Here is a 17,356-nt window from a genome sequence, read left to right as displayed (position 1 = left end):
CCGGCCGGGACATCCCCGGGCGCCGCAGAGTCCCCGGGCTCCCGGGACCTCCGGCCCCCGCCGCTCGGCGAAGCGTCAGAAGAACACCCCGCACCGCAGCAGCACGTTCGCGTACGGGCGGGCCTCGCCCGTGCGGACCACCAGCCGGGCGTCCGCCGTCAGCCGTTTCAGGTCCTCGTGAGGGACCAGCGTCAGCGCGTCCGGGAAGCGGTCCGCCAGCAGCGCCGCCGCCTCCGGGTTGGCGCCGGTCACCTCGGCCGCCGCCGTCGCGCCCTCCACGACCAGCTCCGCGAGCAGCCCGTCGAGGACCTCGGCGAACGCCGGCACCCCGGCCCTGAACGCCAGGTCCACCACCCGGGGCCCCTCCGGGATCGGCATCCCGGCGTCGCACACCAGCACCCCGTCCCCGTGCCCCAACGCGGCCATCGCGCCCGTGAGATGACGGTTCAGGATGCCCGCCCGCCTCACGGCGCCCCCACCTCGGCGCCGGTCGGGAACGACTCCTGCGCCCCGCGCCGGGTGACCGCGGCCGCCCCGACCCGTGCCGCGTACCCGGCCGCCTCCGCGAGGGTCGCGCCGGTCCCCAGCCGCCAGGCCAGCGCCGCCGTGAACGCGTCGCCCGCGCCCGTGGTGTCGACGGCGTCGACCCGCACCGGCGCCACCCGCGCCACCTCCACGCCGTCCCCTTCCCCATCCCCGTCACGGGCTTCGTCCGCGTCCGCCGCCGAGGCGACCAGCGCGCCCTCGGCGCCCAGGGTGACGACCACCGAGCGCGGGCCCTCGGCGAGCAGCGACCGCGCCCAGTCCTCGGGGGCGTCCCCGGCCGCCGCGCCGCCCAGGATCACCTTCGCCTCGTGCTCGTTGACGATCAGCGGGTCGCAGGCCGCGAGCACCTCGCGCGGCAGCGGCCGGGGCGGCGACGGGTTCAGCACGAACCGGCCGCCCTCGGGCAGCCTCCGGACGACCTCCACGACCGTCTCCAGCGGGATCTCCAACTGCGCCGAGACGACCCGCGAGGTCCGCAGGAGGCGGTCGGCGTCCCGCACGTCCCCGGGGGTCAGCCGGCCGTTGGCGCCCGGTGACACCACGATGCTGTTGTCACCCGACGGGTCGACGGTGATCAGCGCGACGCCGGTCGGCGCCCCGCCCGTCAGGACGCCCGCCGTCGCGACACCGGCCGTGCGCAGCGAGTCGAGGAGCAGCCGTCCGTGGCCGTCGTCGCCGACCCGGGCCAGCAGCGCGGTGCGAGCGCCGAGGCGGGCCGCCGCGACAGCCTGGTTGGCGCCCTTGCCGCCGGGGTGGACGGCGAGGTCGCCGCCGAGCACCGTCTCACCGGCGCCGGGACGCCGTTCGACGTCGATGACCAGATCGGCGTTGGCCGATCCCACGACCAGCAGGTCGTAGTCGTACATGGGAACTCCCTGGAGAGGCGGGGGGAACGGGACGGCGGGGCTCAGCCCGTGAATCCGGCCGCGTTCTCCTTGGTGACGACCTTCACCGGCACCTTGACCGTCGCGTCGACCTTCTCGCCCCGGATCGCCTTGAGGGCGTTGTCCACGGCGATCCTGCCGAGCTGGGTGGGCTGCTGGGCGACGGACGCGTACAGCGTGCCCTTCTTGACGGCGGCGAGGCCGTCCGGCGTGCCGTCGAACCCGACCACGGGCACCGAGGCGCCCGCCTTGGAGCCGAGTGCCTTGATCGCGCCGAGCGCCATCTCGTCGTTGGCGGCGATGACGCCCCGCACGTCCGGGTGGGACTGGAGCAGGTTCGACATCACGTCGAGCCCCTTGCTGCGGTCGAAGTCGGCGGGCTGCTGGGCGACGACCTTGATGCCGGGGTACTTCCTGAGCCCGGCGGCGAAGCCCTGGGCGCGCTCGCGGGCGGCGGAGGTGCCGGCCTGCCCCTGGAGGATGACGATCCTGCCGGTGCCGCCGAGCTTCTCGGCGAGGGTCTTCGCGGCGAGTTCACCACCGGCGACGTTGTCGGAGGCGACCAGCGTGGCCGTGGTCGCGCCGTTGACGCCCCGGTCCACGGCGACCACCGGGATCCGCGCCTTGCCCGCGGCCTTCACGGAGTTGCTCGCGGCGTCCGAGTCCACCGGGTTGACGACGATCGCGCCCAGGCCCGAACTGGTGAAGTTCTGGAGCTGGTTGGCCTGCTGCGAGGCGTCGTTCTGGGCGTCGGTGACGGTCAGGTCGACGCCCTTCTTCCTCGCCTCGGCCTGCGCGCCCGCCCGGATCTGCACGAAGAAGGGGTTGTTGAGGGTGGACAGCGACAGGCCGATCCTCGGATTCGCCGCCGCGGACGAGCCGTTGTGCAGGAAGGAGGTCGCGCCGACGATCGCCACCGTGACGACGGCCGCGAGACCGTACGTCGCCGCCTGACGGCCCCTGCCGCCGCCGGTGCCCGCCGCCACCGGGGTCGCCCCCGCCTTGCGGCGCAGCGTGTCGAACAGCACCGCGAGGGCGATCACCACGCCGATCACGACCTGCTGCCAGAACGCGGACACGTTCAGCAGGTTGAGGCCGTTGCGCAGCACCGCGAGGATCAGCGCGCCGATCAGGGTGCCGGACGCCTTGCCGGTGCCGCCCGCGAGGGAGGCGCCGCCGATGACGACGGCGGCGATGGCGTCGAGTTCGTAGCCGTCGGCGGCCTGCGGCTGCGCGGAGGAGAGCCGGGCGGCGAGCACGACACCGGCGACGGCGGCGAAGAGGCCGGAGAGCGCGTAGATCGCGAGCTTCTGCCGCTTGACCCGCAGCCCGGACAGGCGCGCGGCCTCCTCGTTGCCGCCGATCGCGTACATGGAGCGGCCGATGTAGGTGCGGCCGAGCACGAACGCGGCGATCAGCCCCATCGCCACCATGACCAGCACCGGCACCGGCAGCCAGTCGCCGAGGGTGTCGCCGAGGTGCGAGACCGAGTCGGGGAACGGGATCGGCACCCCGCCGGACAGCACCAGCGACAGCCCGCGCGCCACCGACAGCATGGCGAGCGTCGCGATGAACGGCGGGAGCTTCCCGTACGAGACGAGGAAGCCGTTGACCAGGCCGCAGACGATGCCGGTGAGCACGGCGAGGACCACGGCGAGGACCACGGGCACCCCGTGCTGGGTGGCGCCCCAGGCGAGCACGGTCGCCGACAGCGCGGCCACCGAGCCGACCGACAGGTCGATCCCGGCGGAGACGATGACGAAGGTGACGCCGAAGGCGAGGACGGCGGTGACGGCCGCCTGGACCCCGACGTTCAGCAGGTTGTCGGCGGTCAGGAAGTCCCCGGAGAGCGCCGACAGGGCGACGACGAGGACGATCAGCGCGGTCAGCGCGCCGTTGTCGAGCAGCAGCCGGCGCAGCCCCGCAGGGCCGCTCGCGCCCGTCGCGCTCTTGAGCGTGTCAGTGGCCACGGGGGGCCTCCGTTTCGGTAGCAGGGGTGCCGCCGGTGGCGGTGGCGGGGGCGGGGACGGGAGTACTGACGGCGAGGGACATCACCGCGTCCTGGGTGGCCTCGTCGGCGGTGAGTTCGCCCGCGATCCGGCCCTGCGCCATGACCAGGACCCGGTCGCTCATGCCGAGCACCTCCGGGAGGTCGCTGGAGATCATCAGGACGGCGGCACCGGCGGCCGTCAGTTCGTTGATCAGCTGGTAGATCTCGACCTTCGCGCCGACGTCGATGCCGCGCGTCGGCTCGTCGAGGATGAGGACCTTCGCGTCGGCGAGCAGCCACTTGCCGATGACGACCTTCTGCTGGTTGCCGCCGGACAGGGTGCGCACCTGCTGGCCGAGGCCCGCCATCCGCACCCCGAGCTGCCCGGCGATCCGCTCGGCCGCCGTGTGCTGCGCCTTCCGGTCGACGACCCCGGCGCGGCTGGCGGAGCGCAGGGTGACCAGGCCGAGGTTCTCCTCGACGGACGCGTCCAGGACCAGGCCCTGGCCCTTGCGGTCCTCGGGCACCAGGCCGATCCCGGCGGCCATCGCCGCGTTGACGTCCCCGCGCCGCAGCTCCCTGCCGCCGACACGCACGCTGCCCCGGTCGTAGGGGTCGGCGCCGAAGACGGCCCGCGCGACCTCGGTGCGTCCCGCGCCGACCAGACCGGCGATGCCGACCACCTCACCGGCGCGCACCTCGAAGCCGACGTCGGCGAAGGCGCCGTCCCGGGTGAGGCCCCGGACGGAGAGCAACGCGGTCCCGGCGGCGGGCCGTTCGCGCGGGTACTGCTGCGCGATGGAGCGGCCCACCATCAGCCGGACGAGTTCGTCCTCGGGGGTGGAGGCGGGCACCTGGCCGACGGACCTCCCGTCCCGGATGACGGTGACCCGGTCGCCGAGGGCGGCGATCTCGTCCAGGTGGTGGGTGATGAAGACGACCCCGACGCCGTCCGCGCGCAGCGCCCGCACGATCGCGAACAGCTTCTCGACCTCCTCGGAGGTGAGCACGGCGGTCGGCTCGTCCATGATGAGCACGCGCGCGTCCAGGCTCAGCGCCTTGGCGATCTCGACCATCTGGAGCCGGGCGATGCCGAGTTCACGCACCCGCGCGCGGGGGGAGACGTCGACGCCGACGCGCGCCAGGAGCACCTCGGCGTCGGCCTCCATGCGGCGCCGGTCGATCATGCCGAACCGGCGCGGCTGCCGTCCCAGGAAGATGTTCTCGGCGACGGTGAGGTCGGGCACCAGGTTGAACTCCTGGTAGATCGTGGCGATCCCGAGGCGGGCGGCGTCCTGCGCCCCGTGGATGCGCACCTCCTCCCCGGCGGCCAGGATCCTCCCGGAGTCGGGGGTGTGGGCGCCGGAGAGCATCTTGATGAGGGTGCTCTTGCCCGCGCCGTTCTCGCCGAGCAGGACGTGCACCTCGCCCCGGCGCAGGTCGAAGTCGACGCCGTCGAGCGCGATCACCCCGGGGAAGGTCTTCCGTACGGCCTCGATGCGCAGCAACTCGTCCGGGTCGCTCACGGCTGGCTCCTGTTCGTTGCGGATGACTCGCCGCACGAGCTGCGGACGACGAGACGGGCCGGGAGGGTGACGGACGCGGGCGCCCGCCCCTCGATCCGGTCGACGACGGCGCGGACGGCGGCCCGGCCGAGATCCCCGGTCGGCTGCGCGATCGCGGTGATCGGCGGGTCGGTGTGCACGAACCAGCGGATGTCGTCGAAGGCGGCGAGCGCGAGGTCGTCCGGGACGCGCAGCCCGCGCGCGCGGACGGCGTCCAGGGCGCCCAGCGCCATCAGGTTGTCGGTGGCGAAGACGACCTCGGGCGGCACGGGCAGGTCGAGGAAGCCCTCGGTGACCCGGCGTCCGCTCTCCGCCTGGAAGTCGCCCTGGCCGATGTACACGTCGGGCAGCGGGACGCCGTACGCGGCGAGCGCGTCCCGGAACGCCTCGACGCGCTCGCTGCCGGTGGTGGTGGCGGCCGGGCCCGCGATGATCGCGAGCCGCCGGTGGCCGAGCCCGTGCAGATGGGCGACGAGGTCGCGGACGGCGCCGGTGCCGTCGGCGCGCACCACGGGCACGTCGAGTCCGGGGATCCACCGGTCGACGAAGACCATCGGCGTCCCGGCCAGCGCGGCGTCCAGCATCTGCGGGGAGCCGCCGTCGGTGGGGGAGACGAGCAGCCCGTCGATCCTGCGGTCCAGCAGGGTCCTTATGTGGTGGTCCTGGAGTTCGGGGCGTTCGTCGGCGTTGCCGATGATGACGCTGTAGCCGAGCGCGCGGGCCTCCTCCTCGACGGAGCGGGCCAGCTCGGTGAAGTAGGGGTTGAGCACGTCGCTGATGACCAGGCCGAGGGTGCGGGTCTGGTCGGTGCGCAGGGAACGGGCGACGGCGTTGGGCCGGTAGCCCAGGGCGTCGACGGCGGCCAGCACGCGGACGCGCGCGGCGGCGCTGACCGACGGGTGGTCGTTCAGGACGCGCGAGACCGTGGCGACGGAGACCTCCGCCTCGGCGGCGACGTCCTTGATGCTCGCCATCGCGTTCCACCTCCTTGTGGAATCGATTACATCGACGTTTCACGGAGGATTGGAATCGATTACACGAGCGACTGGCAAGAGGGGTGCCCGCCCCGAGACCCAATCGTGACCGGTCCGGCGACGGCGTGGAGCGCGGGACGACGGTGCCACGGCGGGGCGGGGATACCGGGAGCGAAGACGCTGCCGTCCCGGGAGCCCGACGACCGGAAATCGTCGCGCCCTAGGCTGAACCCATGGATATCGGGGCGGTGTTGATCGCGGTGACGGGTGTCGCGGGCACGCTCGGGGGCGCGTTGCTCACCCAGCGCGGCGCGGACCGGGCCAAGCGGCGCGAGCTGGAGACGGCCCAGGCGCTCCAGGAGGCCAGGGAGAACCGCGAGCTGCGGCGCCGCTGCTACGCGGAACTCCACCGGGACGCACGGCAGTTCGCGACGTCGATCAGCCGTCACCTGTACGTGCTGAGGGACCGCGAGGCCGGACCGGACGACGTGCGGGTGCTGGAGGAGACCAAGGACGCCTTCCGCGACCGCTGGTCGGAGGCGCTGATGATCGCCCCCGACCCGGTCGTCGCCCCGGCCCACGAGGTGAACGCGGCGCTGACGGCCGTCTACGGCCGGGTCAAGCGCTGGGAGCAGGGCAGACCGGGCGAGGGCGAGACCCTGCGGTCGGCCGCCGAGGCGCAGCGGGACCTGTGGACCCTGATCGAGACGATGCGAGACGCGATGCGCGCCGACCTGGGCGTCACCGGCGCGACCACCGCCCGCCCCCGCCGCGCCCCGGAACGGGGCAGATCCGTGGTCGACGACTTCCCGGAACCGGACGACGCCCTGGGCTGACGCGCGGGAGGCGGCCGCGTCGGCTCACTCGCCGGTGAACAACTCCTCGGCGGTCGAGGCGTGGGTGGCCTGCTGGGCCCAGGCGTCGAGCCGGACGGGGTCCGAGCAGGCGCAGACGCGCGCCCGGGTGGCGTCCGTGACGGGCAGGCCGCGCCACTCCAGGATGTTCAGAACCATCTCACGGGCCTTCCCGAGACGCCCTTCCTCCCGGCCTTCCTCGCGCCCCTCTTCCCTGCCCTCTTCCCGGCCCTCCTCGCGCACCTGCTCCGCCAGGGGGTGCCGCCAGAAGTACTGGATCGCCGTCATCAGGTCCCTCCACATCTGCTTCGCCTGGGGATCGACCAGGCACGAGTCGACGACCATCAGCTCTCCTTTCGTGCGATGAGATCAACGAGCTGGGCGGCCGGAAGTTCGCACCAGACGTACGTGCCCCGGTCGTCGCACGCCCCGCGAGCTGAACGCGGTTCTGACGGCCGTCCACGGCCGGGTCAAGGGCTGGGAGCGGGGCAGACCGGGCGCTTCGGCCCCGTCGGTCGCCTGTCGGAGGTGTGGGTGCGTTGTCGCGTGCGTGTCGGCGGCCTGTCGGGGGTGCCTGGGAGCTTCGGTGCAGAGCCGCTCGGGCGTCCGCCCGGCAGGCGTGATCACAAGGAGCCGTCATGACGTCCGACGTCACGATCATCGGTGCCGGGCTGGGGGGCCTCACCCTCGCCCGTGTCCTGCACGTCCACGGCATCCCGTCCACGGTCTACGAGGCGGAGGCGTCCCCGACGGCGCGCGCCCAGGGCGGACTGCTCGACATCCGCGAGTACAACGGCCAGCCCGCCCTGCGCGAGGCCGGTCTGCTGGACGCGTTCCAGGACCTGGTCCTGGCGGGACGCCAGGCGCTGCGGCTCATGGACCGGGACGGGAAGATCCTGCTGGACGTGCCCGACGACGGCACCGGCGGCAAGCCCGAGGTGCTCCGCGGCGAGCTGCGCCGTCTGCTGCTCGACTCCCTCCCGGCGGGCACCGTCCGCTGGGGCCACAAGGTCAGGACGGTCCGGCCCCTGGGCGCGGGACGCCACGAGGTGGTCTTCGCCGACGGCGCCACCGTCGTCACGAGCCTGCTGGTGGGCGCGGACGGCGCCTGGTCGCGGGTCAGGCCGCTGCTGTCGGAGGCCGTCCCCACGTACACGGGGGTGTCGTTCGTCGAGTCCCACCTCCTCGACGGCGACCACCGGCACCCGCGGACCGCGCGCATGGTCGGCGGCGGCACGCTGATGGCGCTCGAACCGGGCAAGGGGCTGCTGGCGCACCGGGAGCGCGACGGGAACCTCCACGCCTGGGTGATGCTCGCGCGGTCGCGGGAGTGGATCGACGGGATCGACGTCACCGACCCGGCGCGGGCCACCGCGCGGATACGGGGCGAGTTCGACGGCTGGGCACCGGAGTTGACCGCGCTGATCACCGAGGGCGACACCCCGCCGGTCGTGCGCACCCTGCACACCCTGCCCGCCGACCACCGCTGGGACCGGACCCCCGGGGTGACCCTGCTCGGTGACGCGGCCCACCTCACCGGGCCGAACGGCGAGGGCGCCAACCTGGCGATGTACGACGGCGCCGCACTCGCCAGGGCCGTCGCCGCCCACCCGGGCGACACCGAGGCGGCGCTCACCGCGTACGAGCGGGACCTGTTCCCGCGCAGCGCGGCGTCCACCGCCGAGAGCCCCGACATCCGGGAGATCCTGGGCGACGACACCCCCTGGAGCCTGCTCCGTCAGGCCGGCTGACCGGGCACCGAGGCGAGTTCGCACCAGGCGTACGTGCCCGGGTCGCCGAGCGGTGCACCCGGGCGGTCCGGTCCCGGCGCTGGACACGGTCGTCCGCGACGTACCGCACGGCTCGGCCTTCATCGACGCGGAAGCGCAACCCGGAGCCCTTCAACCAAGGCCCGTTCGCGGGCCGTTCCCGCCTTTCCCGTGGCCGCCTTCGCGGTGTCTCTCGACGCGGTGAAGCGGGCCTCCCGCGGCTGACCGCGGGGTCGGTGTCAGACCTCACCGGTACCGTCGGGGCATGTCCAATCAGACGGGCCTCGCCACGCTCGAAGGCGTGCTGGAGCGGATCACGTACGCCAACGAGGAGAACGGCTACACGGTCGCCCGCGTCGACACCGGACGCGGCGCGGGCGATCTCCTCACGGTCGTCGGCGCGCTGCTCGGCGCGCAGGCGGGGGAGTCGCTGCGGATGGAGGGCCGTTGGGGCTCCCACCCGCAGTACGGCAAGCAGTTCACCGTGGAGAACTACACGACCGTCCTGCCCGCCACCGTCCAGGGCATCAGGCGCTACCTCGGCTCCGGCCTGGTCAAGGGCATCGGGCCGGTCTTCGCCGACCGCATCACCCGGCACTTCGGCGTCGACACCCTCCGGATCATCGAGGAGGAGCCGAAGCGGCTGATCGAGGTGCCGGGGCTCGGCCCCAAGCGCACCAGGAAGATCGCCGACGCCTGGGAGGAGCAGAAAGCGATCAAGGAGGTCATGCTCTTCCTCCAGAGCGTCGAGGTGTCGACGTCGATCGCGGTCCGCATCTACAAGAAGTACGGCGACGCGTCGATCTCCGTGGTGAAGAACCAGCCCTACCGGCTCGCCGCCGACGTCTGGGGCATCGGGTTCCTCACCGCCGACAAGATCGCCCAGTCCGTGGGCATCCCGCACGACAGCCCCGAGCGGGTCAAGGCCGGGCTCCAGTACGCGCTGTCGCAGGCGACGGACCAGGGCAACTGCTACCTGCCCGAGGAGCGGCTGATCTCCGACGCGGTGAAACTCCTCCAGGTCGACACCGGCCTCGTCATCGAGTGCCTCGCCGAGCTGGCCGCGCCGGGGGAGGACGGCGAGGAACCCGGCGTGATCCGCGAGAAGGTCCCGGGCCCCGACGGCGGCGAGCCCGTCACCGCCGTCTACCTGGTCCCCTTCCACCGCGCCGAACTCTCCCTCGCCGCCCAGCTCCTGCGCCTCCTGCGCACCGACGAGGACCGGATGCCCGCCTTCCAGGACGTCGACTGGGCCCGCGCGCTCGGCTGGCTCAGGGGCCGGACGGGCGTGGAGCTGGCCCCGGAGCAGGAGTCCGCCGTCAGGCTCGCGCTGACGCGGAAGGTCGCCGTGCTGACCGGCGGCCCCGGCTGCGGCAAGTCCTTCACGGTCCGCTCGATCGTGGAGCTGGCCCGCGCCCGCGGCGCCCGTGTGGTCCTCGCCGCCCCCACCGGCCGCGCCGCCAAACGGCTCGCCGAGCTGACCGGCGCCGAGGCGTCCACCGTGCACCGCCTCCTGGAGCTGAAGCCCGGCGGGGACGCCGCCTACGACCGCGACCGCCCGCTCGACGCGGACCTCGTCGTCGTGGACGAGGCGTCCATGCTGGACCTGCTGCTGGCGAACAAGCTGGTCAAGGCGGTCCCGCCGGGCGCACACCTGCTCTTCGTGGGCGACGTGGACCAACTCCCCAGCGTCGGCGCGGGCGAGGTGCTGCGCGACCTGCTGGCCGACGGCGGCCCGATCCCGGCGGTGCGCCTGACCCGGGTCTTCCGGCAGGCGCAGGAGTCGGGGGTGGTCACCAACGCGCACCGCATCAACGCGGGCCAGCACCCCGTCACCGACGGCCTGAAGGACTTCTTCCTCTTCGTCGAGGACGAGACGGAGGACGCGGGCCGCGTCACCGTCGACGTCGCCGCTCGCCGCATCCCCGCCAAGTTCGGCCTCGACCCGCGCCGCGACATCCAGGTCCTCGCCCCGATGCACCGGGGCCCGGCGGGCGCGGGCACCCTCAACGGCCTGCTCCAGCAGGCGATCACCCCGGCCCGCCCCGACCTGCCGGAGAAGCGGTTCGGCGGCCGGGTCTTCCGGGTCGGCGACAAGGTCACCCAGATCCGCAACAACTACGAGAAGGGCGCGAACGGCGTCTTCAACGGCACGGTCGGCGTCGTCACCTCCCTCGATCCGGTCGAGCAGCGGCTGACCGTGCTGACCGACGAGGACGAGGAGGTGCCGTACGAGTTCGACGAACTCGACGAGCTGGCGCACGCCTACGCCGTGACCATCCACCGTTCGCAGGGCAGCGAGTACCCGGCGGTGGTGATCCCGGTCACCACGGGCGCCTGGATGATGCTGCAGCGGAACCTGTTGTATACGGCCGTCACCCGCGCCAAGCGCCTGGTCGTGCTGGTCGGCTCGCGCAAGGCGATCGGCCAGGCGGTCCGCACGGTCTCCGCCGGACGGCGGTGCACGGCACTCGACTTCCGGCTCGCCCCCGCTCCGCCACGGGTCTGACCCGGCCCCCGTCTGCGAGGCTGGCACCGGACACGGAACGTCGACCTCCGTGGCCCCGGAGCACCGACCCCCGACATACGCGATGGCGGACGCGACCGCCCTGTGTCAAGGATCACAACAAATGATCGATCAAATGAGTCGCGAAGGTCACACAGCACTTCCCGTCGGGGAACACAGGGGGCAGGATGAGCGAGTTGGCGGCACTGAGTGCCGCCGATAGACCCGATGGTCGACCCCGAGTGCACTCTCCTACACCAAGTGGGGGAAGGTAGAGACAGTCAGGGCACCTCGAAGATGAGGCACAACGTCGGTGAGGGAAGACGTGAGCGACAACTCTGTAGTACTGCGGTACGGCGACGGCGAGTACACCTACCCGGTGATCGACAGCACCGTCGGCGACATGGGCTTCGACATCGGGAAGCTCCGCGCCCAGACCGGTCTGGTGACGCTGGACAGCGGGTACGGGAACACCGCTGCCTATAAATCCGCGATCACCTACCTCGACGGTGAGGCGGGCATCCTCCGCTACCGCGGCTACCCGATCGAGCAGCTGGCCGAGCGCTCCACCTTCCTTGAGGTGGCCTACCTGCTGATCAACGGTGAGCTGCCCAAGGGCGACGAGCTGACCTCGTTCCAGGACGAGATCACGCAGCACACGATGCTGCACGAGGACGTCAAGAACTTCTACCGGGGCTTCCCGCGCGACGCGCACCCGATGGCGATGCTGTCGTCGGTGGTCTCGGCGCTGTCCACGTTCTACCAGGACAGCCACAACCCGTTCGACGAGAAGCAGCGCAACCTCTCCACGATCCGGCTGCTCGCCAAGCTCCCGACGATCGCGGCCTACGCGTACAAGAAGTCGATCGGCCACCCGTTCGTCTACCCGCGCAACGACCTCGGCTACGTCGAGAACTTCCTCCGCATGACCTTCTCGGTCCCCGCGCAGGAGTACGACCCCGACCCGGTCGTCGTCTCCGCCCTCGACAAGCTCCTCATCCTGCACGCCGACCACGAGCAGAACTGTTCGACGTCGACGGTGCGCCTGGTGGGCTCCTCGCAGGCGAACATGTTCGCCTCCATCTCGGCCGGCATCAACGCGCTCTGGGGTCCGCTGCACGGCGGCGCCAACCAGTCCGTGCTGGAGATGCTGGAGGGCATCCGCGAGGACGGCGGCGACGTCGACGCCTTCATCCGCAAGGTGAAGAACAAGGAGGACGGCGTCCGCCTGATGGGCTTCGGCCACCGGGTCTACAAGAACTTCGACCCGCGCGCCAAGATCATCAAGGCCGCCGCGCACGACGTCCTCTCCGCGCTGGGCAAGTCCGACGAGCTGCTGGACATCGCCCTGAAGCTGGAGGAGCACGCGCTCTCCGACGACTACTTCGTCTCGCGCAGCCTCTACCCGAACGTCGACTTCTACACCGGCCTGATCTACCGGGCCATGGGCTTCCCGACCGAGATGTTCACGGTCCTGTTCGCCCTCGGCCGGCTCCCGGGCTGGATCGCGCAGTGGCACGAGATGATCAAGGAGCCCGGCTCCCGCATCGGCCGTCCGCGCCAGATCTACACGGGCGTCGTCGAGCGCGACTTCGTGGCGGTCGAGGAGCGCTGACCCGCTGCTCGCCCGCGCGTGGCCTCAGCGGCCCACGAAGGGGCGCCGGTTCATCCGGCGCCCCTTCGTCGTGCCCGGGGGCCGTCGCGCGCGCGGGCCTACGGACACGGCCGCACGGGCTCGCCCTGATCGAGGCGGCAGGGCGGCAGGGCGTAAGGCGGCGAGGCGGCAACGCTGCGAGATCGCAGGGCGGAAGGGCCGCAGAGGGATTTTCGGGTCCTGGAGCGGCTCAGGGCGCGCGAAGAGGCGCGGAAAGCGGAAGGCGCCCTGGCGGCGGTCCCCCCACGGGCCGACGTCCAGGGCGCCTTCCCATGTCCCGGTGCGGATTCCCCCCACGGGATCCGGCCGGGCGTCTGTGAGGACAGCGCCTGAAATCGCTGGTGTTGCGGTTGAGCAGAACGAGCAGAACTCGCCGTACTACTGGGTGCTGCTAGGTACTGCCAGGTGCGATCTGCCGGGACAGCGCACGTCGGGATGGCCGCTCAAAGCTGCCCGGTGTACGTGCCCCGGCAACGCATCTCTGAGGAAGTCCCCCAAGACATCCTCAGATGCCAGGAAACGCCCCCCAAGACGCTGCCTGACATCGTCAACTTAGACCTTCGAGCCCCTTTGATGGTTACGTTCGCATCACTGTGATCTGCGTCTCTTGCATATGTCCGATAGCTACGCAAGAGCCCCGATACGGCGACAGGGACTCAAGCGTAAGGATGATGCGCGAGCCTTGTGAAGAGCTTATGTGAGGCTGGCGCAGGACTCTAGAGGGACTCTTACCTCGACTTGCGCGAACCCGCGGTAACTCCGGCCGGATTCCACCGTACCGGGGGCGGAGGTCAACGGAACGTCCGCAACCGGAGGCTGTTCGTCACCACGAAGACCGACGAGAAGGCCATCGCGGCCCCGGCGATCATCGGGTTGAGCAGTCCCGCCGCCGCCAGCGGCAGCGCGGCCACGTTGTACCCGAAGGCCCAGACGAGGTTGCCCCTGATGGTACCCAGGGTCCGCCGGGCGAGCCGGATCGCGTCCGCGGCCACCCGCAGGTCCCCGCGGACCAGCGTCAGGTCGCTCGCCTCGATCGCCGCGTCCGTCCCGGTCCCCATGGCGAGCCCGAGGTCGGCGACGGCCAGCGCCGCCGCGTCGTTCACCCCGTCCCCGACCATCGCCACCGACCGGCCCTCGCGCTGCAACCGCCGTACGGCGTCGACCTTCTCCCCCGGCAGCACCTCCGCCACCACCTCAGTGATGCCGACCTCCCGGGCCACCGCCTCGGCCACCGCCCGGTTGTCCCCGGTCAGCAGCACCGGCGTGAGGCCGAGCGCGCGCAGCGCGCCCACCGCCTCGGCGCTGGTCTCCTTCACCGCGTCGGCGACGGTCACGACACCGCGCGCGGTCCCGTCCCAGCCGACCGTGACGGCGGTCCGCCCGTCCCGCTCGGCCGCCTCCTTGGCCTGTGCCAGCTCCTCGGGGAGCGTGTCGAAGAGACGGCCCACGGCCACCTCGCGGTCCCCGACGCGCCCGCGCACGCCCCTGCCGGGCACGTTCTCGAAGCCGCTCACCCCGGGCAGCTCCCCGAGCCGCTCGGCGGCGCCCGCGGCGATCGCGCGGGCCACCGGGTGCTCGGAGGCGTGCTCGACGGCGCCCGCGAGCCGCAGCACCTCGTCGGCGCCGGTGGCGCCGTCGGCGTACACCTCGCGCAGGGTCATGCGGCCGGTGGTGACCGTGCCGGTCTTGTCGAGGACGACGGTGTCGACGCGGCGGGTGGACTCCAGGACCTCGGGGCCCTTGATGAGGATGCCGAGCTGGGCGCCCCGGCCGGTGCCGACCAGCAGCGCGGTCGGGGTGGCCAGTCCGAGCGCGCACGGGCAGGCGATGATCAGGACGGCGACGGCGGCGGTGAACGCGGCCACCGTGTCGCCGGTGACGGCGAGCCAGACGCCGGCGGTGACGAGCGTCAGGACCAGGACGACGGGCACGAACACCGCCGAGATCCGGTCGGCCAGCCGCTGCACCTCGGCCTTGCCGTTCTGCGCCTCCTCCACCAGCCGCGCCATCCGGGCGAGCTGGGTGTCCGCGCCGACCCGGGCCGCCGCGACGACCAGCCGCCCGCCGACGTTCACGGTCGCGCCGGTGACGGCGGAGCCGACGCCCACGTCCACCGGCACCGACTCTCCGGTCAGCATGGAGGCGTCCACCGCGGACGCGCCCTCGACGACCGTACCGTCGGTGGCGACCTTCTCGCCCGGCCGGACGACGAAGCGGTCGCCGACGGCCAGGTCGGCCACCGGGATCCGCACCTCGCGGCCGTCGCGCAGGACGGCGACGTCCTTGGCGCCCAGCTCCATCAGGGCCCGCAGCGCGGCCCCCGCCTGCCGCTTGGACCTGGCCTCCAGATAACGGCCGAGCAGGACGAAGGCGACGACCCCCGCGGCCACCTCCAGGTAGATGGTGGAGGCGCCGTCGGCGCGCGACACGGTGAAGCGGAACTCGTCCTTCATGCCGGCCATGCCCGCGTCCCCGAGGAACAGCGCCCACAGCGACCAGCCGAACGCGGCCAGCGTCCCGATCGAGACCAGGGTGTCCATGGTGGCGGCGCCGTGCCGGGCGTTGGTCCACGCGGCCCGGTGCAGCGGCAGCCCGCCCCAGACGACCGCGGGCGCGGCCAGCGTCAGCGCCAGCCACTGCCAGTCGGCGAACTGGAGCGCGGGGATCATCGACAGCAGGATCACCGGGACGGCGAGCAGCGCGGTGACGGTGAGGCGCTGCCTGTACCCGGCCAGCTCCGGGTCCTCGGCGGCCTCGGGCGCCTCCTCGGGCGCGGGGCGCGGCGGGGGCGGCTCCTCGGCCGTGTACCCGGTCCTGACGACGGTGGCGATCAGGTCGGCGACCTCGATGCCCGCCGGATAGCTGACATGCGCCTTCTCGGTCGCGTAGTTGACCGAGGCGCTGACGCCGTCGATCCGGTTGAGCTTCTTCTCGACGCGGGCGGCGCAGGAGGCGCACGTCATCCCGCCGATCAGCAGCTCGACGTCGCTCGTGCCGGTGGTGTCGGCCGGGTCTCCCGGTGACCGGGTGGTCGTGGTGGTGGTCATGTCCGGACTCCAGACATCGGACCGGACCGCGCGGAGCCAGTATCAGCTGGTCGGCACGGCCCGGTCGGAGAACAGGTGCTGTTCGTCGTGGTGGCGCGGGCGTCCCGCCCCGTGCGGTGCGGGGCGGGCGGCGCCGTGGTGGTGCGGGCGGGTGCTCAGACCGTGCCGGTGCCCGCCAGCTCGAAGCCCGCCTCGTCGACGGCGGCGCGCACGGCGGCCTCGTCCAGGGGCGCCTCGGACACCACGGTGACCTCGCCGGTCGACGCGACGGCCTTCACCGACGTCACGCCGGGCAGTTCGGACAGCTCACCGGAGACGGAACCCTCGCAGTGTCCGCAGCTCATGCCGGTGACCCGGTAGACGGCGGTCACGGATCCCGGGGTGTCGGTCGGGGCGGTCATGTCGTTCTCCTCGTCGAGGCGTGTGGGGTCGGCGGGGCCCACGGGGGACCCCGTCCTTCCCCACGTTATACCCCTAGGGGGTATTTCTCCAAGAGGGGTCCCGGCGGGCCAGCGCCCGCACCCAGGCCACCCCGAACAGCGCCACCACCACCAGGCCCCCCACCGAGAACAGCGTGAACAGGTGCGCCTGCTGGTCGGTCGGGCGCGGGATGTACCCCTGCGCGAACAGCTCCCGGTCCAGGCCGCCGCTGGTCAGCTGGGCCACCAGCCAGACCGCGATGCCGTGCGTCGAGTCCCACAGGGCGTGCAGCAGGGCCACCCCGAGATAGGTGCCGACCACCGGCGCGGCGAAGCGGAAGCGGCCGTTCGGGCGACGCCAGGAGAGCAGCACCCCGCCGATGATCGCCGTCCACAGGCCGTGTCCGAAGGGGGCCAGGACGCCGCGCAGGATCTCGGTCTGGAGCAGGGCGCGCAGGTCGATCCCGTCGGTGCTGAGCGCGGCGTTGAAGGCGTACCCGGCGGACTCCAGGGCGGCGAAGCCGAAGCCGACGGTGGCGCCGAGCACCAGTCCGGCGCGCATGCCCCTGATCCGCACCTGGCGGCGCAGCACGAACATCAGCGCCGCCACCTTGACGGCCTCCTCGATCAGGCCGACGCCGACGAACATCCACAGGGACGGATGGACGAGGTAGTACTCCATGAGCGAGGCGCCCAGGACGCCCAGCGTGCCACCGGTCAGGAAGCAGCCGAGGATCACGCTGACGCCCAGGTCGCGGCCGTGCCGCTCGTAGGCCCACAGGACGAAGGTGACCGGCACCAGGAAGCTGCCGAGCAGGATCAGCGTCGGCAGCAGGGTGGTGTTCTTCGTGGCGTACGTGACGAACGCGGTCAGCACCCACAGCGCGAGCCCGCCCCACAGGCACCGCTTCCACAGGCCGGGACGGATCTGCGGGTACGTCGGCGGCGGCTGCTGCGGCCCCGGGATACGGGCCCGGGGTGTGCCGGGCGGCGGCGGATAGGTCACGGCGGATCCCCTCGTGCTCGGGCGGGGTGGCGGTGCGGAACGGCCGCACTGAAAGGATTTACCGGCACTTTACGGTGCATACCGGTCACTCCGCAGTTCGGAGTCCGCCCCCCGTCCCCGCGCCCGACCGCGGGTGGGTGCC

13 protein-coding genes are annotated in these 17,356 nt (G+C 72.5%); 4 read left to right on the top strand and 9 right to left on the bottom strand.

The features are described from left to right. Positions 1 to 75: 75 nt before the first annotated feature. Genes rbsD through GA0115242_RS13785 form a run of 5 tightly spaced genes read right to left on the bottom strand, consistent with a single transcriptional unit; the run spans position 76 to position 5,959 of the window. On the bottom strand, positions 76 to 468 hold the full coding sequence (rbsD, locus tag GA0115242_RS13805) for a D-ribose pyranase (protein ID WP_093828122.1): 393 nt from the start codon (positions 466 to 468) through the stop codon (positions 76 to 78). Next, on the bottom strand, positions 465 to 1,412 hold the full coding sequence (locus GA0115242_RS13800) for a ribokinase (RefSeq protein ID WP_093828120.1): 948 nt from the start codon (positions 1,410 to 1,412) through the stop codon (positions 465 to 467). Before GA0115242_RS13800 ends, rbsD begins: the two co-directional genes overlap by 4 nt. 41 nt (positions 1,413 to 1,453) lie before the next feature. After that, positions 1,454 to 3,400 carry an ABC transporter permease/substrate-binding protein gene (locus tag GA0115242_RS13795; protein ID WP_093828119.1) on the bottom strand — a complete coding sequence of 649 codons (1,947 nt, stop codon included), beginning with the start codon at positions 3,398 to 3,400 and terminating at the stop codon, positions 1,454 to 1,456. Beyond that, positions 3,390 to 4,946, bottom strand: a complete 1,557-nt coding sequence (locus tag GA0115242_RS13790; protein WP_093828118.1) for a sugar ABC transporter ATP-binding protein — start codon at positions 4,944 to 4,946, stop codon at positions 3,390 to 3,392. Before GA0115242_RS13790 ends, GA0115242_RS13795 begins: the two co-directional genes overlap by 11 nt. After that, on the bottom strand, positions 4,943 to 5,959 hold the full coding sequence (locus GA0115242_RS13785; RefSeq protein ID WP_093828117.1) for a LacI family DNA-binding transcriptional regulator: 1,017 nt from the start codon (positions 5,957 to 5,959) through the stop codon (positions 4,943 to 4,945). Before GA0115242_RS13785 ends, GA0115242_RS13790 begins: the two co-directional genes overlap by 4 nt. Before the next feature lie 233 nt (positions 5,960 to 6,192). Here GA0115242_RS13785 and GA0115242_RS13780 point away from each other — a divergent pair, with 233 nt between their 5' ends. Then, a complete protein-coding gene (locus tag GA0115242_RS13780; protein WP_237549031.1) occupies positions 6,193 to 6,795 on the top strand; it encodes a hypothetical protein in 603 nt (200 codons plus the stop codon). 24 nt (positions 6,796 to 6,819) lie between these two features. Here GA0115242_RS13780 and GA0115242_RS13775 read toward each other — a convergent pair whose 3' ends face one another. After that, a complete protein-coding gene (locus GA0115242_RS13775; RefSeq protein WP_370672278.1) occupies positions 6,820 to 7,158 on the bottom strand; it encodes a hypothetical protein in 339 nt (112 codons plus the stop codon). A gap of 293 nt (positions 7,159 to 7,451) precedes the next feature. Between GA0115242_RS13775 and GA0115242_RS13765 the strand changes: the two genes are divergently transcribed. The 3 genes from GA0115242_RS13765 (at position 7,452) to GA0115242_RS13755 (ending at position 12,703) form a co-directional block, all read left to right on the top strand. Then, positions 7,452 to 8,564, top strand: a complete 1,113-nt coding sequence (locus tag GA0115242_RS13765; protein WP_093828115.1) for an FAD-dependent oxidoreductase — start codon at positions 7,452 to 7,454, stop codon at positions 8,562 to 8,564. Between the two features lie 283 nt (positions 8,565 to 8,847). Next, positions 8,848 to 11,091, top strand: a complete 2,244-nt coding sequence (locus GA0115242_RS13760) for an SF1B family DNA helicase RecD2 (RefSeq protein WP_093828113.1) — start codon at positions 8,848 to 8,850, stop codon at positions 11,089 to 11,091. Positions 11,092 to 11,413: 322 nt separating this feature from the next. Beyond that, the gene (locus GA0115242_RS13755; protein ID WP_093828111.1) at positions 11,414 to 12,703 is read left to right on the top strand and encodes a citrate synthase; all 1,290 of its coding nucleotides are present in this window, start codon (positions 11,414 to 11,416) and stop codon (positions 12,701 to 12,703) included. Positions 12,704 to 13,533: 830 nt separating this feature from the next. Here the strand turns inward: GA0115242_RS13755 and GA0115242_RS13750 are convergent. From GA0115242_RS13750 to GA0115242_RS13740, 3 genes are all read right to left on the bottom strand, one after another. Further along, on the bottom strand, positions 13,534 to 15,789 hold the full coding sequence (locus GA0115242_RS13750; protein WP_093828109.1) for a heavy metal translocating P-type ATPase: 2,256 nt from the start codon (positions 15,787 to 15,789) through the stop codon (positions 13,534 to 13,536). Between the two features lie 155 nt (positions 15,790 to 15,944). Further along, positions 15,945 to 16,190 (bottom strand): heavy-metal-associated domain-containing protein, encoded by a 246-nt coding sequence (locus GA0115242_RS13745; protein WP_093828176.1) that lies wholly within the window; start codon positions 16,188 to 16,190, stop codon positions 15,945 to 15,947. Positions 16,191 to 16,263: 73 nt separating this feature from the next. Then, entirely contained in the window at positions 16,264 to 17,214 is a 951-nt protein-coding gene (locus GA0115242_RS13740; protein ID WP_093828107.1) for a PrsW family intramembrane metalloprotease, read from the bottom strand. Positions 17,215 to 17,356 lie beyond the last annotated feature (142 nt).

It is taken from the genome of Streptomyces sp. SolWspMP-5a-2, from assembly GCF_900091845.1.
In the GTDB taxonomy this organism is placed as follows: Bacteria; Actinomycetota; Actinomycetes; order Streptomycetales; family Streptomycetaceae; genus Streptomyces; species Streptomyces doudnae.
This window is presented reverse-complemented; position numbering and strand designations above follow the sequence as displayed.